We start from the raw sequence: 15064 nt of genomic DNA on the forward strand, positions 1-15064 counted from the left end.
CAACTTGGACGTAGGAGAATGGACATGGAAAACTTGGTGATTCGCATCGTATTACCGTTAGTGACCTTTATTGTGGCCTTCATTTTGGCCTGGGTGATCGCCAGTTGGCGTGCCCAGCGCTACAACCAACAGCTACAGACTGATCTGGAAGTGACACGGGCCGATCTGACGCGAGTTCAGGCAGAGTTGTCGGAACATCAGGCCACAACTGGCAGCCTGTCTGGAGAGAAAGCAGCACTGGATATTGCTTACGGACGGTTGGAAACGGAACGGGATAGCAGCAAGACACGGATCGACCGTCTTGAGGGTGATATGGTCGCCCAGCAAGCTGAGATAGATCGCTTACGACAATCCGAACAAGCGGCCAGAGAGACGAGCTCGAAAGCACAAGAAGCGGCCGACAAGCTGAAAGACCAGATAGCCAGTAACAGTACCGCCTTCAAAGAACGTCTCGAAGAGAAAGATCAGCGCATCTCAGGGTTGGATCAAAAGCAGATCACCGCAGAACTGCAACAAGCCAACACGGCGAAGCTGCTGTCCGAAAGTCGTGAGGCACTGAAACAAGCCCAGACCCAGCTGGAGGAGAAACTGGTCGCTCAAGAGCGTTTTGAACGTGATTGGACTGCCCAGAAAGCCGAACTCGAAAGCCTGCGTAAGACAGAAAAACAGGCCCGTGAGGTTGGGGCCACGGCACAGGAAGCGGTGAATAAGTTGAAAGAGCAACTTGTCATCAACGGTACGACCTCCAAGGAGCGTATCGAAGAGAAAGATCAGCGCATCGTGCAGTTGGATGAAAAGCTGGCGACCGCCGACGCAGCGCAAAAGCATACTGCTGCTCAACTGGCTGAGATTCGCGAGACGCTAAAGAAAGCGCAGACGCAATTGGAAGAAAAACAGGAAGCACTCACCAACTACAAAGGGTGGTGGGAGCAGTGCAAGATCGAATTGAAGACCACACAAGACAGATATGCGGAACTGGACAACACCCATGGCCGGCTTAAAACTTCCTTGGCTGAAAAGCAGCAGCACTTTGACGCGCAGTTGAAGCTGCTGCAGGAGAATCGGGAGGAACTGACCAAAGAGTTCGAACGCCTCGCCAACGAGGTTCTAGAGCGCAAAGGCAAAGCATTTAAAGAGCTGAACCAGGAAAGCATCACTAACCTGCTTAACCCTCTTCATATCGAAATGAAAGGTTTTAAGGCGAAGGTGGAGGATATTCACGCTAAAGATGCGGAGCAGCGCGTCGAGCTCAGAACTGAGCTGAAGAACCTACAAACACTCAACAAGGAGATTACCGATCAGGCCGACAAGCTGACTACCGCCCTGCAAGGCCAGAAGAAGGTGCAGGGCAACTGGGGTGAGCTGATGCTGGAGAACGTACTAGACAATTCAGGCCTTCGACTCGGTATCGACTACAAACGGGAAGTCAGCTTCACCACTGAAGAGGGCCGGCAACGTCCCGATGCAATCATCTACCTGCCACATAAACAACACCTGATCATCGATGCCAAGACATCGTTAATGTCCTACACCCAGTATGTAAATGCCGATAACGACTTGGAACGCGGTCAAGCGTTGGCGGCCCATACCAAGGCGGTAAGTGACCGGGTCAATGAGTTAGCCGATCGAGATTATTTCAAGCTGCCTGGCCTGAACTCACCTGAGGTAGTGATTATGTTTATCCCTATCGAATCCGCCTACGTCGAAGCCCTTAAGTACGACGAAACCCTGTTTCAGCGGGCTATCGAGCGTAACGTGCTGGTTGCCACGCCCACCACCCTGTTGACCAGTCTTAACATCGTCCGTCAGCTGTGGCGGTTCGAAGATCAGAACAAGCACACCGCTGAGCTGGCCAATCGCGCTGAGAAGTTTTACAACAAGCTCAATGGCTTCCTGACCAGCATGCAGGGAGTAGGCAACCAGTTGAACAGAGCTCGTGAAAGTTACGACAAGGCCTTCGGTCAGCTGTACATCGGAAAAGGGAATCTGATTAAACAAGCCGCCGAGTTTAAAGATCTGGGTGTGTCTGTCCAGAAAGAGCTGCCAGCTGATCTGGTCGAACGTGCAAACTTGGAGCTCAGCAGTGCTGTCGAAGAACTCGCAGAGATTGAAGCTACAGTATTGATAGCCTCATCTGACTCCATCCAACCTAATAGTTCACACCAATAGGAGGTGATAGACACACGAATGATTCAGCTTGAAGACTGGATGGTGGCCGTCTCCAAGGCGAGCTGGTTTCCATTGGTCTTGCATTGCAGGCAAGGGAGATTTCAGGACGTCAGGAACGTTATACGACATTACTGTCACATTTAAATGCGACAGCAAGGTCGCCTAATTGTAGTTAGAGGTATAGGAAATATGAAATTTCGCCCCACTTCCTTAGAAGATGAGAACAACAAATTAACCGAAGAGCTCTATGTTGCACGAGAAACTATTTTCTATTTAGTTTCCACGCAAGCTCAAAAAGCTTTAGAAGGGTGCTTTGTATGCAAGTCATACGCGGACACTGTAAGGTGGAGAAGAGAGTCTATTGAAAGACTACTTTTAGTAGCTGAACCTAAGTCGGCAGGCGAAATGGACGAATACGCCAGCATCACGGATCGTGCTTTTTGCCCCCTTTGCGGGGGGAGCGCAGACATTCCTTATGGTGGGAAAGGCTATGCTTTTCCTGATGGTTTACGCCGACACCTTGCAGGTTCGCACAACTCGCGTCAATGCGCTGTTTTTGAAGCCATTCATAGCCTGTGCCGGTCACATATACGCAAATAATCAAGGGACATAGCGCCTACAAAAGCTCTAACAATGCGCTCAACGCCGCTCACTTAGTTCGCTGACCGCCCAAAAGCTGTGCTTTGGGCCGCCCGTTCGCTTAACACTTAACGAATATCAGAGTCAGTTTTCTATTGCTTCATCAAACAATGATAATTTTCTTGTTCATTGTCATCTTGCGCTTTGATTGTTAGTGCTAAGCCACAAAACTCTATTGTTCGAAAACTTAACTAACACTGACGCCTCATATGACCAATATCTCCTTTCCTTGCAAAAAAGAAATGTCTATCTACACTGTGGATACATGACAGGAAACGTTTTGCTATAAATAAAAATAGCGCAAGGGGTAGATATGAAAATTGGAGCAAAAAACTTTCAGGGGATAACACGCTATCAAGAAATTGAAATCGAAAAACTTTGCTTGTTGTACGGAAAAAATTCTTCTGGAAAAAGTTCAATACTTGACGCGATTCGAGTAGGAAAAGACCTATACAAAAAAGGCAGTTCCGCACTACCAGGAAAATGGGTGTCCTCGATGCTAGGCACCCCAAGAGAAGATGAAGATGAAGATGAAGATGAAGATGAAGATGAAACAATTCTGCTTTTCGAAGAAAAAAACTCTATCAGTTTTAATGACTGGTACAGAGATACTCTCAGAACATGCTTTTATCCACAAGAAGACTTCCTCCCTCTGAAACTATTAGAAGGCCCTTTGTATCAAGTAAAAAAAATCGCCATTCAGATAACATGGACGTCCCCAAACAGTTGTCCAAGTATCACCGGTTACAAGGTGCTTTTTGATGGAAGCCCAGTTCTAACCTGGAACAGAGGCAACAACAGAATCGGGAAGGGAACCATCCACAAGAATCACGACTTCATAACAAATGTAACCATCTTCTCCGAAGATGATCCTTGGGCAGCTTCATCCATATCCAGCAGTTGCACCCAGAACACTAGCGAAGACTTTAGCTGTAATTTCAATATTTATTCATTCGACGAATCGGTCAACCTTGCATTAGATAACGAAGAAGATTACCTGTTTTCCAAACAAGATGATCTGGCGCTTTTCTTGTTCATGTTCCTTGTCTCTGGAACATCCTACTGGCTAAGCCAAGCATTAAATTTTAACGAAGTTCCAGAGGTTCGCACAATTAACAATATATCATTTAGTCAGAAAGATTTGTTATCCAGTAATACTGACAAGTCGAGACATCACGAGGCGATCCTGAACATATTTGCACTCGAGTCCGAACTCGGCGAAGACAAGGAGTCTTACAGGCAGTACATTGCTCAAGTAAATGAGTTTCTTTCCAGCGAGAAATACTTGAACTCTGGGTTTAAAATAGAAACAGAACTCAGATACCATATGACTCGGAAATTAATAGATGAGTACCGCGAAGCATCACCAGATAAGATAGCCGATTTTTTGAGTGGCCTCGATCCCGAACACATAACCACAAAACTAACTCTAAGAGACATAGCGCGCAATTCATTAGTGGATCTTGATGACGTAGGAGTAGGAGTATCCCAAGTAATACCGGTAATTACTGCTGCCGTAATAGGGCTAAATACCTATATCCAACAGCCCGAGCTGCACTTGCACCCAAAAATGCAAGCAAGCATCGCTGACGTATTTATTGCCGCATTAAATATACAGCAAAATCCCTACCAGGAATCACCAACATTTATACTTGAAACACATAGCGAACTTCTCGCTCTACGCTTGCTAAGAAGGATTTGTGAAACCAATAGAGCACAAATTAAAGACCACAAGCTAGAGCTCCACCCAGATGACGTATCCATAATATATGTAGACAAAAACGACAAAGGAGAAACCACTCTAACTAAATTGCGGATATCTGAAGCTGGAGATTTCCTAGATCGCTGGCCGGATGGTTTTTTCGCTGAAAGAGATGCGGAGCTATTCTATGATTAACCAAAAATTTGCTCTCAATCCTGAAGTGCAGCTTGAGCCATTAGAGCTAATACTAATTTTGAGCAAGTTCGGACTAAGCGAAGGAAGATTCATATCTCGCCTGCCAGATGGCTGGCGACAGCAGGTCATACAGGAGTTCGAAAAGAGAAATCTCGGAACAATCGAAATGGTGAGAATTAGAAGGCACTTGCAGAGCCTCAAGGAAAGATGCGGAATTTTAAATGTCTCTATAGAGTACAAGGAAGAGCTATCCTGGCTTAAAAATGCCCTCCAAGCAAAAACCAAAGGTCTGATAGATGATATTATCAGCGATGATATCAACCATGGTCTTTCTGCAAAAGACATCATTGATAGTGATTCGCTACGCGAGTGCAGGGACACAAAAATCACTTGGACAGCCGATGAGATGATAAAAGTTTCAATGCCTCTGCTTAGTATGAGCGAGGAAATTTACATAGTCGACCGATACATAAAGCTCCGAAGCAAAGAGCCAGACGGATACTTAGCATTTTTCAAAAAGATTATTGAGGCGACGCAAAGCAAGAAAACAAAATTAATAGTCTATTGTGCCCAGGGAAGTTTTAATCAAACAAATTCCGAGAGAAATCTTCGTGAAAAAATCAGTCCACTACTCAGTTGCAGGCAATCGATTGAGTTTTTTCTCCTTCCTGACGATGTTATTCCGCATGAACGATTCATTATTTCCATAAAAGGCGGAATTTATTTTGACAAAGGATTTCATTCCAGCATAGACCCTAGTGAGCGACACTTGGTTGGCTATTACTCAAAAAGCGCACATGAAGAGCAATGGAAAGAATTTGTCGAAAACCGAAGCAACCTTAAAATAGAAAAGCACATCATAATCTCTGGTTAACCAAATGTTGAAAGGCGATATTAATGTGGCCCAGCCCATGTTGGCGATGTTTTTAGTTCGTTCTCCGGTTTTTTGGTATGGTCTTAAATCCGAAAAGTATTAAGAAAGAGCTGAAAAGCCTGGAGTCGAATCATCAAAATCTCGTTGATGGGTTGTTGGCCGAAGGTTTACCTGTGCTGCCGGTGTACCTAAGCAGCTCCATTAAGATGCGCGAATCTCACGAAGTTTCAGTACCTATCATCCATTTGGCCCCTCGGCATAAGCTTTCTCGGGAGTTTTTTGGTTTGCTGGACGCTCTGGAACGAGCCGCTTAGCTTTATCAATGACGGGTTGCTACAAGCGTAATCGACCCCTCAGGTTGTCCTTTCAGCTAGCGTCAAATGAGCTGGAGCCGGTGATTCAAGCCAGTTCGTGCAGCTGAAATACTGACGAAACATTCTGGCCATATGATTCGCGTCACTGAAATCCAGGGAGTTGGAGATGAATCGACCATCAAGAAGCATGCGCAAACTGCTCGACGCCGTTGCCACCAACAATGAGGCAGCGGCACTTGATGTGATGCGTGCTGCTGAGCAGCTCCAGGACGAGGTGTTGCGTCAACGATTGCTCAACCTGATTCACCGACTCAACCAGGACGCTATTGACTTACGAGCGGCGCGTGACGATATCCAGGGCGGAGCCGTAAAGCTCGCGTGATGGGTCTCGGTGACGTCTCTTTGTCTGTATGCCGCACTGGTCTCTTGGGCCAAGGGCGTGCTGACCCGTCCCGAGCTATCCCGGTTGGTCAGCGGGGGGAACTCCGGGTGAGTAGTAGGTAGATCACATTGCGATAGGGGTCGAAATACAAGCAGGAATGTGGTGATGAGTCCGCAGGTATGAACGCCCTCATCTGTTCGCGCGTCCTGAGCACGAGCTTCCAGTCCATGAAAGCTTCCATGTAGCCCCGCCCCCAGTTGTCCGGTGTAAAGTTTGCAATCAGGAGTTTACCTCCTGGATTCAGTTTCCCCATCAGCCAAGCTGTAAGCGCCATTGCCTGGGCGCGATTGAGGTAGTCATAGATGCCAATACTGTAGATGAAGTCGAATCCATCGTAATCATCACTTTCAGGCAGCTTCTTGACATTGCACTGCCACTTGATGATTTCCGACCAAGTTAGAGTGGCAAGCTTCAGCGTCTCTAAGTCATTATCAAATGCGACAAAGCGATGGATCCGCTGTCGGGTCTCGGGTTTGAGAAGCTCCAGTTCTCGGCAGTGGCCACAAGCGACGCTCATGATAGAAAGCGTTTCCCGATGGGATGCTAGCCGTTCAATCAAGCCTGCAATGTGCTCACGGCGCCAGCGTACGCTCAGTGCATTTGGGCTTGAGGTGACAACCTCGAATATTAATTTTCCGATCGCGCTGGAATCGGGAGGCGGATTCTGAAAGTAGGCGTAATCCAGCATTACAGCATCCCCTGGGTAGCCTCTGGGCTTTTCGAAAGCTCGTGAGGTGTAGGGGTCTTCCTGGAGTAGTTGAAAAATCGGATGTTCACGACATTGATGGACTATGTCGTCCCGCCAGAGCGTGTCGGGCAAACTTTGGCGGTACTCCGTTAGCAGCTCGGTCATGCAAGTGATGGCGTGCATATGGTCGCCACCGAGAATTTCTTGCTGGAAAATATCAAGTTCGCTAATCAGGCCTCTCATCATCAACCTCCGCTGTGCCGCAAAGTAGGTGAGCCACTGTATAGATTAGTAGAACCGGTGCGGTGCAGTACCTCATACAGCTTTGCCCACAGGGTAGGAGAGATCGCTTCTTTGCGACGTAGTATGTCGTGGCTATTTTTTGAGTTCAAAGCCACCAGAATGCTGTCAAAAAAACTGGGCGGCTTCTGTTTTTCTTGGCTGACGTTCAGACGCAGCCTGCTGCGATACACTGACCAACAATTTTTTGGTCACGGAAAGACGTATGACGCAGGAATGGGCTCCATCGGACTGGGGGCGACGCATAACGATGTCGTCGCAATGGCGATTACGTCTAGGCGACGAACAGTTGGAGCTGAGGGTACTGGAGCAGGTGCAGGAAATCCCAATTGAGGATCTTCCGCTGCTACGAATACACCAAGGTCTGTTCTGGACGGATCTGACATTTCGCGCAGGTCAGCCAAATAGTACCCGCGTGGATGGTCTGCCCAACGCACAAACACCGGCACTGCAGGAAGCTCTACGACAGCTACTTGTTGATTCCCGTCAACGGCGGTTCGGTTCCTACTACGCCCAAATTTGCAGTTGGTTAGCTGACGCTATTCAACTGATCGATACGGTGCGTGTCAAACACCACTGGATTACTCATCTGGCACAGCAGTCTGTACTGAGTAACCGTCCTAATATGCGAATTAGCGACGATGCTTTGTGGGAATTATTCAGAACACCGGAGGTACAGGTAGCCATCTCTGATCGAGCCGGTGTGGTCGAGCGAGATCTAAAGCGCTGGCAATATGATTGGCCTGCAGTTTGGACGCGCGAAAATGAGCAGCATGTTCTGAACGAGCTCGTCGAGTGCAAAGACCTATTCGACCGAGTGGAAAGCAAGCCGCTAACGGAAGAGCAGGCGCGGGCTGTGATCTGCTTCGATAACCGTGTTCAAGCGATCGCTTCTGCTGGGTCTGGGAAGACGTCGACGATGGTCGCCAAGGCTGCCTACGGCATTCACCGTGGTTATGTCGAGCCAGCGTCGATTGTAATGCTCGCGTTCAACGACGCAGCGTCGAAGGAACTGGAAGAAAGGGCTGTGTTGTCGTTCAAACGCCTGGGTATGGATGATATCACCGTCCAAGGGCTGACTTTTCATAAGCTAGGTCTTTTGATCATCGGCAAGGCGAAAGGGAGGCGGCCGAATGTGCCAACGTGGGCAGTAAAAGATGTGGCATGCATGGAGAAGCTAACCGAACTTGTCGACCAGCTGAAGGATCGATCAGAGATATTCAGAGTTAACTGGGATCTCTTTCGGCTGGTGTTCAATCGCGACTTGCCTGCCGTGGGGCAGAGCTCTGTCGCTGACGTTTGGGACAAGGAAGGTGTAGGCCAGTTAACTACCCTCCAAGGTGAACACGTCAGCAGCCAAGAAGAGTGCATTATCGCGAATTGGCTGTTCTACAACGGTGTGGAGTACAAATACGAAAGAGCATACGAATACGACACTGCTACTGCAGATCATCGTCAGTATTACCCCGATTTTTTCTACCCTGAAATCTCCCTCTACCACGAACACCTGGCGTTGAATGCTGATGGTCAGCCTCCTGCCCATTTCGAGAAATATTTAGAAGGAGTCGATTGGAAGCGCAATCAGCACCTGCGACGGGGAACAGTGCTCATTGAAACAACCTCACACCAGATGAGAACTGGGGAGCTGTTCGAGCACCTTGGGAAGGCTCTAACGGATAGAGGAATTCAGCTAGATCCCAATCCAGATCGACCTATTCCAAAGGAAGGTCGAAAGCCTATGGAAAATGGCGAACTAATCGGTTTGGTTCGCACTTTCATTCGTCACGCCAAGAGCAATAGTTTAAGCCCTGGCATGATGGCCGAGCGGTTGGATGCACTTTCAAATCAAGGATTCAAGTATCGGTACAAGATGTTCTTGGACATTGCCTTGCCCGTGATCAGCGCGTGGGATGCAGCCCTAAAGCTGGAGCATGGGATCGATTTTGAAAGCATGATCAACGAAGCTGCAGAATGTCTCGAGCAGGGTTATGCAGCCCCGTATGATCTTGTTATGGCTGATGAGTATCAGGACGCCTCTCGTGCACGCGCTCGCTTTTGCCGCGCCTTGGTAGCCAAGCCTGGCAAGTATTTTTTTGCAGTAGGCGATGATTGGCAATCGATCAATCGGTTTGCAGGGGCCGATGTTTCTGCAATGACGAAGTTTCGAGAATGGTATGGACATGGTCAGGTGCTGCGATTGGAGCAGACCTTCCGTTGCCCTCAAGAAATCTGTGACGTCTCTAGTAAGTTCGTATCCAAGAATCCCGCTCAAATAAAGAAAATCGTCCGATCTGAAACCCCTCCAAACGGGCCAGCCATACAGGCATTCCAGGTTGATGGAAGGGGGCAATTGAGCGGTGCCGTCGGCCGTTACCTAGCAGACCTGTACGTTCGCCTTGTAGATGGCAGTATTCCTCTTGGTCGAAACGGAAAGGTCTCGATTTTCATTCTCGGGCGCTACAACAACGATGAGGTCTACGTTCCTGAGGGATGGAAGCAGCGTTATGGCGATCGCATCGATCTGGCATTCAGGTCGATTCATAAATCTAAAGGTGCCGAAGCCGACTATGTGATCCTGCCTGCAATGCTGCAGCGTGGGTTTCCGAATCTTAGAGAGGATGACCCTGTGCTTACGCTGGCCATGCCCGAGGGGGACACATACCAGCACAGCGAAGAAAGGCGTTTGTTTTATGTAGCGCTGACGCGGGCCCGGAGGTCGGTGGCCATGTTTACGGTCAAGGGCCATTCCTCACCATTTCTTGATGAGTTGGTGGAAGAACACGCTATCCAAGTCTTCGACACTGAAGGGGAGATTGTTCAAGAGGATCGGTGTCCAGCATGCAAGTCAGGCGTGATCATCATGCGTAATGGTCGCTACGGAGAGTTCCGCTCCTGTTCCGGCTTCCCAAAATGTAGCTATAAACCAAAAGCTCACCAGCCGCATCGAGCTACCAAAGCTTTCCGATGAACTACTATCCTGCCTCTCGTAGGCGGATGTGGTACGGCTGCACGGTTACCGAGAGGCGCAAGTCAAAAGCTTCAAAGCCGCTTCTAATTGTTCAATTTTTGATGTGCGTAAAAAGTCCACTAGGCGATCACTCTGGGCCTGATGCACGCCGAGCGACCGGCACAAGTCAGCCTTGCGCATATCTCGCTCCATCATGGCGTTCCATAGCCTCACCCGATCCACGCTGCTCGACCCATAGCGTGAGCTCCATGATGGCGGCCTCAAGGGCGAGTTGGTTTTGATTGATCTTGAATAGCAGGGAAGGGAGTAGGTCTGAATTTGGCATCTTGATTCCTCCGTGGAAGCGGTCAGCGTAGCAGCACCAGAATTTTTTAGGACTGGAGGATCTTTCCAGTAGAGCAGAGCACGTCACATCAGCTTTTGCGATGTTGCGAACCATTCCTGGGCCGCTTGTGCTTGTCATCGGAAACTGACTGCGGTCGCTTGCGATGGTGGCTCATAGCCGCTAATAGTGAGGAGGTGCTTGGAGAGGGCGTGAAGATGATTTCGAGATTTGTTGTTGTCCCTGCAATCCCAACGGAAACGGGATCAATGCGTAACGGATCGCGCTTCTACTGTCAGACTGCACCTATAGGCTTCAACCTCTATGACAACGAGGAGAAGCTTCGGCTGAAGACAACCTATCAGACCCGAGAAGAAGCCGAGGGAGAGTGTCAGCGGCTTAACCTTGAGATGCTTCAAAGAGTCCTTTCGGAACGGGAATCCGTGACTGCGCTATAGGCATTCACTCCCGCATAGTCATTAGGCGCCCGGTTTCCGAAACGAGTGGCTCAGGAGCTCGCGTAAGCACGACCTACACCACTTTGACGTGGATGCTCGGCATTTAGGAGCGAGCAAACAGTCTCTGCCTCCGTCCTGATTTTGAAAACGCCATGCTTGCTGGCTGAACCTCCTTCGACAAGATCAACGACCCTGTATCGCTTACTGCCATCTTCCATTCCTGTGGTCTCGATGACTCTGAATCTTGCGTGCATGGTTGCTTTCCGTGCATGACATTGGTGACCTACAAGTACCGCCAATACGAGACGATTTCAAGAACGGCGCAGGTTTCAGCTGAGACAATTTATGACGGTGCACCATGCTTTCTCATCGCATGAAGCACGGTTTAGCAGGAGGTACCGAGTTGGGCTATGTTTCCTATAGTCGATACTTCGGGCCAGCAGGGCCGGCTATGGGCGCATCGTTCGAGGGTTCTGACGACGATCAGACGCTTGATGCCAAAAAGAGGCGGAGAGTTGATTCTGGCAAGCGAAGAGCAGGCATTTTTTTGCGATTTACTCTGATACGCTGCTGAAACACTCGCTTACAGGAGTTGTTCGCATGATTGGCAAGTTAATTTCGACTGGTTTCAGTTTGGCCACCTTGCCCGCCCGCCTGACTTTTCGCAGCGTCCGCGCCTTGGCCATGACGCCTGCCGAAGCCAGCCGACTACTGGCGGACATGCGTCAGGCATCGGATCAGGCGGTGCAGGAACTCCAGGGGCTGTTGGCCAACGTCGATGCGGACATGACCCACAAAACGGCGCACCTCAGCGCTGCCGACAAGCGCCTGGCAGCCGAACTGGCCCTGCACGCCGCCGAACAACACCTGAACATGGCCGCGATCAACATTCTGCGGGCCGTCTGGCTGACGCTTCACTCGACGCCGAACTTGCCGCCAAGCGAGCTCGATAAGCGGCTTGAACAGACGCGTAACGACTAACAGACCGTCCGGCGGATCGGTCGATCCGAGCGAGAAATGGGAGCTCAGCATCCTTGAATCGGCACTTCATGTGCATGTGGGGTTTATGGAGCGCTTACATTCCTGCGCGTTCTTTCATTCAGACCACCAGTCTTTTTCTGCGCGCATCACATAGCCGTTGAACCAGCTCTCGATAGTGACGGCTAGCGATGTGACGGAGGAAGTATCTGGGTGAAGTGGGTCGAGTAGGTTCGCTTGCGATGTAGCCCATACCGCCCACAGCGCAGTTTGTTGCTGGGTTTGCTCTGAGGTATTGGCATTGGCATCGCAGGTGGCCTGGATGAAAGATCTCAAGCGCTGAGACTGCTCCCAACGCTTTGTATTTTTCACGAGTCTGTGACGCAGGCGTCTATGAATTTCTTCACGCTTGACGAGCTCAAGTCGTACCGCTTCTTGAGCCATTCGCTCACGACGATCCTCTTCATTCTTCAAGCGCAGCGCTTTCACGGATTCAGCTATCGAACCGAAACCATCAAGGATGCTTGTAAGCTTTTCCTCGATTTTCCCGGTCTTAGTATCCGTCCAGTTTTTCCGCTTTCCGTATTCCGCGCGTGCATCAATCTGCAGGCTTAACTCTCCGGTGGAAGACCATTCAAACTGGGGCGAACGCAGCATCGAGAAATTAGGTTCCCATCGAGCATTGCGTTTAGGGGCGGGTGGAGGCGGGGGCGGGATAACGTGTTTTTTCAAGCGCTCCACAAATTTGATGCCTAGGTGCTCGCCGTTGACCGCTACCAACGTTTTGTCGTCCGAGATCTTCCACTGGAAGCCGAGCACTTCACTCTCTTTTATTAGGGTGTCGAAGATCAGTGCACAGCGCTCAATGAGTCCGATAGAGATTTTGGCATCAAGCACATTTTTGCCCGTGGTCTCGAGATGGCCTTCATGGGGCTTGGCTGTGTAAACGCATTTCAACCACTTGCTCACTAGGGAGTGAGGCGCAAGGAGGGTATGAGGTACTTCGATTGCTGAACGGACTGCTTTCGGCTGAACGGGATCTGCGCTGCGAACTGGAAGCGTAGTTCGATCCAATACCGTGAAGCTGATGGGGTGTTCATTGGTGGGAGGATTAGGCTTGCTAGGGCGTTTAAAAATTGGCTTTGCCCAATGTCCTCGAGGGGGGAGGGTCAGGCCAGCTTTACGACATGCTTTGGAAAGCGCGACGTCTGATATACCGATTTCTTGTGCCAGTTTCAGCACAGGTGTTTCCCACACTTGGTCGAACAGTTCCCTGGGAGTGAAGGTCACGATCTTGTACATAGACTCATCCGGAGTTTGGCATTCCGGTATCAGCGTAGATTCCCTCAAGCCAATCTCAAGTTGAAGCCTGCAGGTGCTCCTTTCGAAAATCTGAGGGGAGACGTCACTCGGGAGCCATCAGCACCGCCAGAGTCATACTGATGAACTCTTCGTTCTTGCTGATGGTGTCCAACGCATCTCGAACGTTGCCAGCGACGTCTGCGGAACCGCGCTGTTCCCCCCAGAGTGTTAGCTCCATAATCGCGGCTTCGAGCGCCAACTGGTTTTGATTGATCTTGTATAGCAGGGAAGGGAGCAGGTCTGAATCTGGCATCGCGATTCCTCCGTGGAAGAGGTCAGCGTAGCAGGAGGAAAAATGAGGGGGGGAAGGGCTCTTAGGTAATTCACATCACTCAATGCTCATGGGCATGTGAATGGATGGTCAGGGCACCAGGTACCTTGGTGCGTTCGAGCCCCCCACGTTCCAGCCACCGGAGGGTCTGCTCATAGGCGCGCTGCAGCAAAGACTCGGTCTGGTCAAAGTTGAACACTGAGACATCCACAGGGCACAAGGGCGGGACGATGTGCAGGCTGGTGAGAGTGCGGAAGTGTTCGATGTCGCTCACCAGTTGGCGCATGCTCATCAGATTGACGGTGTGCAGGGCTAAGGCGACCAAGCCTCGGGGCGGTTGTGTTAGGGCGCAACTCACGCCGGTGGGGATTACCACGACGTTGGTGGCTCCCAAGGCTACGGCAGTCGAGATAGGTGTATTGCTTGACACGCCGCCGTCAACCAGGAACTGATCGGCGATTTGTACGCAGGGGAACACCAGCGGGATAGCAGCGCTGGCCAGTAACGCCTGTTTGAGTTCGCCACTGGACAGAACAGTCTCGGCACCACTGAGCAGGTCGGTGGTGACGATGTAGAGGGGCAGCGTCGCCTCTTCAATGCGATGAATGGGCAGTGCCTGATCCAGCAATCGGTTCAAGGCCGCCGGCTGCAACAGAAAGCCACGCCGTTTGATCAGTCCCCTACAAGTATCGAGCCAGGAGAGGGGGAAGATGTCAGATTTACCTAGCCCGAGCCAGAAACCGGCGAGGGCCTCGACGCCATCTGAATCGGGCCTTGCGGCAAAGTAGGCACCATTGATAGCGCCTACCGAAGCGCCAACCACAATATCGCATCGAACATTGGCCTCAACCAGGGCCCGCAACATGCCCACCTGCACCGCACCCAAACTGCCGCCGCCAGCGAATACGATTGCGGTTTTGGTCGCCATGGTCGAAGTCTCTGTGCGGCAATGCGTCGAATCAGTGTAGCTGACGGGTCAGCATTCCTTTCGGGTGTTCGCTACATGATCGAGACGTCTCAAGCTTGGAGTTCCGGATGATGCCGAATCCCAATGGAAACGGGATCAATGCATAACGGAATCCACTACTACTGTGAGACTGCGCCCTTAGGATTGAGGGTTTATGACAGCGAAGAGAAACTACGTTTGAAGACTACATATGAGGCCCGAGAAGGTGCCGAGGTTGAGTGTCGACGACTTAACCTGGAGCGCTTTCAAAACGTGCTTTCGGAACGGGAATCCACGACTGCGCTATAGGCATCAATCAGTCCAACAAAGTCATTGGCGGTTGGAGTTCAGAAACGAGTTGATCATATGCTCAGGGACGTACGACCAACACCACTCTGACGCGGACGCTCGGCATTCTGCAGCGAACAAACAGCGT

At 50.3% G+C, this 15064-nt stretch carries 11 protein-coding genes and 1 pseudogene; 8 read left to right on the plus strand and 4 right to left on the minus strand.

Annotated features, from left to right (window positions below):
* Nucleotides 1–24: 24 nt before the first annotated feature.
* The 6 genes and pseudogenes from rmuC to KW848_RS01085 all read left to right on the plus strand — a co-directional run bounded on the left by rmuC (nucleotide 25) and on the right by KW848_RS01085 (nucleotide 6275).
* A complete protein-coding gene (rmuC, locus tag KW848_RS01065) occupies nucleotides 25–2169 on the plus strand; it encodes a DNA recombination protein RmuC (protein ID WP_218534801.1) in 2145 nt (714 codons plus the stop codon).
* 189 nt (nucleotides 2170–2358) lie between these two features.
* Nucleotides 2359–2769, plus strand: coding sequence for a hypothetical protein (locus KW848_RS01070; RefSeq protein WP_218534803.1), 411 nt, complete (start codon nucleotides 2359–2361; stop codon nucleotides 2767–2769).
* A gap of 352 nt (nucleotides 2770–3121) precedes the next feature.
* Nucleotides 3122–4705, plus strand: coding sequence for a DUF3696 domain-containing protein (locus KW848_RS01075; RefSeq protein ID WP_218534805.1), 1584 nt, complete (start codon nucleotides 3122–3124; stop codon nucleotides 4703–4705).
* Nucleotides 4698–5579: a hypothetical protein gene (locus tag KW848_RS01080; protein ID WP_218534807.1), complete on the plus strand. Its 882-nt coding sequence runs from the start codon at nucleotides 4698–4700 to the stop codon at nucleotides 5577–5579. Before KW848_RS01075 ends, KW848_RS01080 begins: the two co-directional genes overlap by 8 nt.
* Nucleotides 5580–5710: 131 nt before the next feature.
* Nucleotides 5711–5893, plus strand: a pseudogene (locus tag KW848_RS31610) (ParA family protein); the annotation flags it as partial.
* Nucleotides 5894–6059: 166 nt separating this feature from the next.
* Nucleotides 6060–6275 (plus strand): hypothetical protein, encoded by a 216-nt coding sequence (locus KW848_RS01085; protein ID WP_218534809.1) that lies wholly within the window; start codon nucleotides 6060–6062, stop codon nucleotides 6273–6275.
* A gap of 88 nt (nucleotides 6276–6363) precedes the next feature.
* Here KW848_RS01085 and KW848_RS01090 read toward each other — a convergent pair whose 3' ends face one another.
* Nucleotides 6364–7266: a hypothetical protein gene (locus KW848_RS01090; RefSeq protein ID WP_218534810.1), complete on the minus strand. Its 903-nt coding sequence runs from the start codon at nucleotides 7264–7266 to the stop codon at nucleotides 6364–6366.
* 262 nt (nucleotides 7267–7528) lie between these two features.
* Here KW848_RS01090 and KW848_RS01095 point away from each other — a divergent pair, with 262 nt between their 5' ends.
* Both KW848_RS01095 and KW848_RS01105 read left to right on the plus strand, forming a co-directional pair.
* Nucleotides 7529–10291, plus strand: coding sequence for a UvrD-helicase domain-containing protein (locus KW848_RS01095; protein WP_218534814.1), 2763 nt, complete (start codon nucleotides 7529–7531; stop codon nucleotides 10289–10291).
* Nucleotides 10292–11671: 1380 nt separating this feature from the next.
* Nucleotides 11672–12052, plus strand: coding sequence for a hypothetical protein (locus KW848_RS01105; protein ID WP_009043509.1), 381 nt, complete (start codon nucleotides 11672–11674; stop codon nucleotides 12050–12052).
* 114 nt (nucleotides 12053–12166) lie between these two features.
* Here the strand turns inward: KW848_RS01105 and KW848_RS01110 are convergent, their stop codons facing one another.
* From KW848_RS01110 to KW848_RS01120, 3 genes are all read right to left on the minus strand, one after another.
* Nucleotides 12167–13351, minus strand: a complete 1185-nt coding sequence (locus KW848_RS01110; RefSeq protein WP_218534819.1) for a hypothetical protein — start codon at nucleotides 13349–13351, stop codon at nucleotides 12167–12169.
* Nucleotides 13352–13454: 103 nt separating this feature from the next.
* Nucleotides 13455–13664: a hypothetical protein gene (locus KW848_RS01115; protein WP_218534821.1), complete on the minus strand. Its 210-nt coding sequence runs from the start codon at nucleotides 13662–13664 to the stop codon at nucleotides 13455–13457.
* Between the two features lie 79 nt (nucleotides 13665–13743).
* Nucleotides 13744–14610, minus strand: coding sequence for a patatin-like phospholipase family protein (locus tag KW848_RS01120; RefSeq protein ID WP_218534823.1), 867 nt, complete (start codon nucleotides 14608–14610; stop codon nucleotides 13744–13746).
* Nucleotides 14611–15064 lie beyond the last annotated feature (454 nt).

Source organism: Pseudomonas sp. PDM25 (assembly GCF_019219045.1).
Lineage (GTDB): Bacteria > Pseudomonadota > Gammaproteobacteria > Pseudomonadales > Pseudomonadaceae > Aquipseudomonas.

Bases quoted from the DNA above. Each gene is read 5' to 3' on its own strand.
- rmuC (WP_218534801.1), top strand. From the start codon at position 25: ATGGAAAACTTGGTGATTCGCATCGTATTACCGTTAGTGACCTTTATT.
- KW848_RS01070 (WP_218534803.1), top strand. From the start codon at position 2,359: ATGAAATTTCGCCCCACTTCCTTAGAAGATGAGAACAACAAATTAACC.
- KW848_RS01075 (WP_218534805.1), top strand. From the start codon at position 3,122: ATGAAAATTGGAGCAAAAAACTTTCAGGGGATAACACGCTATCAAGAA.
- KW848_RS01080 (WP_218534807.1), top strand. From the start codon at position 4,698: ATGATTAACCAAAAATTTGCTCTCAATCCTGAAGTGCAGCTTGAGCCA.
- KW848_RS01085 (WP_218534809.1), top strand. From the start codon at position 6,060: ATGAATCGACCATCAAGAAGCATGCGCAAACTGCTCGACGCCGTTGCC.
- KW848_RS01090 (WP_218534810.1), bottom strand. From the start codon at position 7,266: ATGAGAGGCCTGATTAGCGAACTTGATATTTTCCAGCAAGAAATTCTC.
- KW848_RS01095 (WP_218534814.1), top strand. From the start codon at position 7,529: ATGACGCAGGAATGGGCTCCATCGGACTGGGGGCGACGCATAACGATG.
- KW848_RS01105 (WP_009043509.1), top strand. From the start codon at position 11,672: ATGATTGGCAAGTTAATTTCGACTGGTTTCAGTTTGGCCACCTTGCCC.
- KW848_RS01110 (WP_218534819.1), bottom strand. From the start codon at position 13,351: ATGTACAAGATCGTGACCTTCACTCCCAGGGAACTGTTCGACCAAGTG.
- KW848_RS01115 (WP_218534821.1), bottom strand. From the start codon at position 13,664: ATGCCAGATTCAGACCTGCTCCCTTCCCTGCTATACAAGATCAATCAA.
- KW848_RS01120 (WP_218534823.1), bottom strand. From the start codon at position 14,610: ATGGCGACCAAAACCGCAATCGTATTCGCTGGCGGCGGCAGTTTGGGT.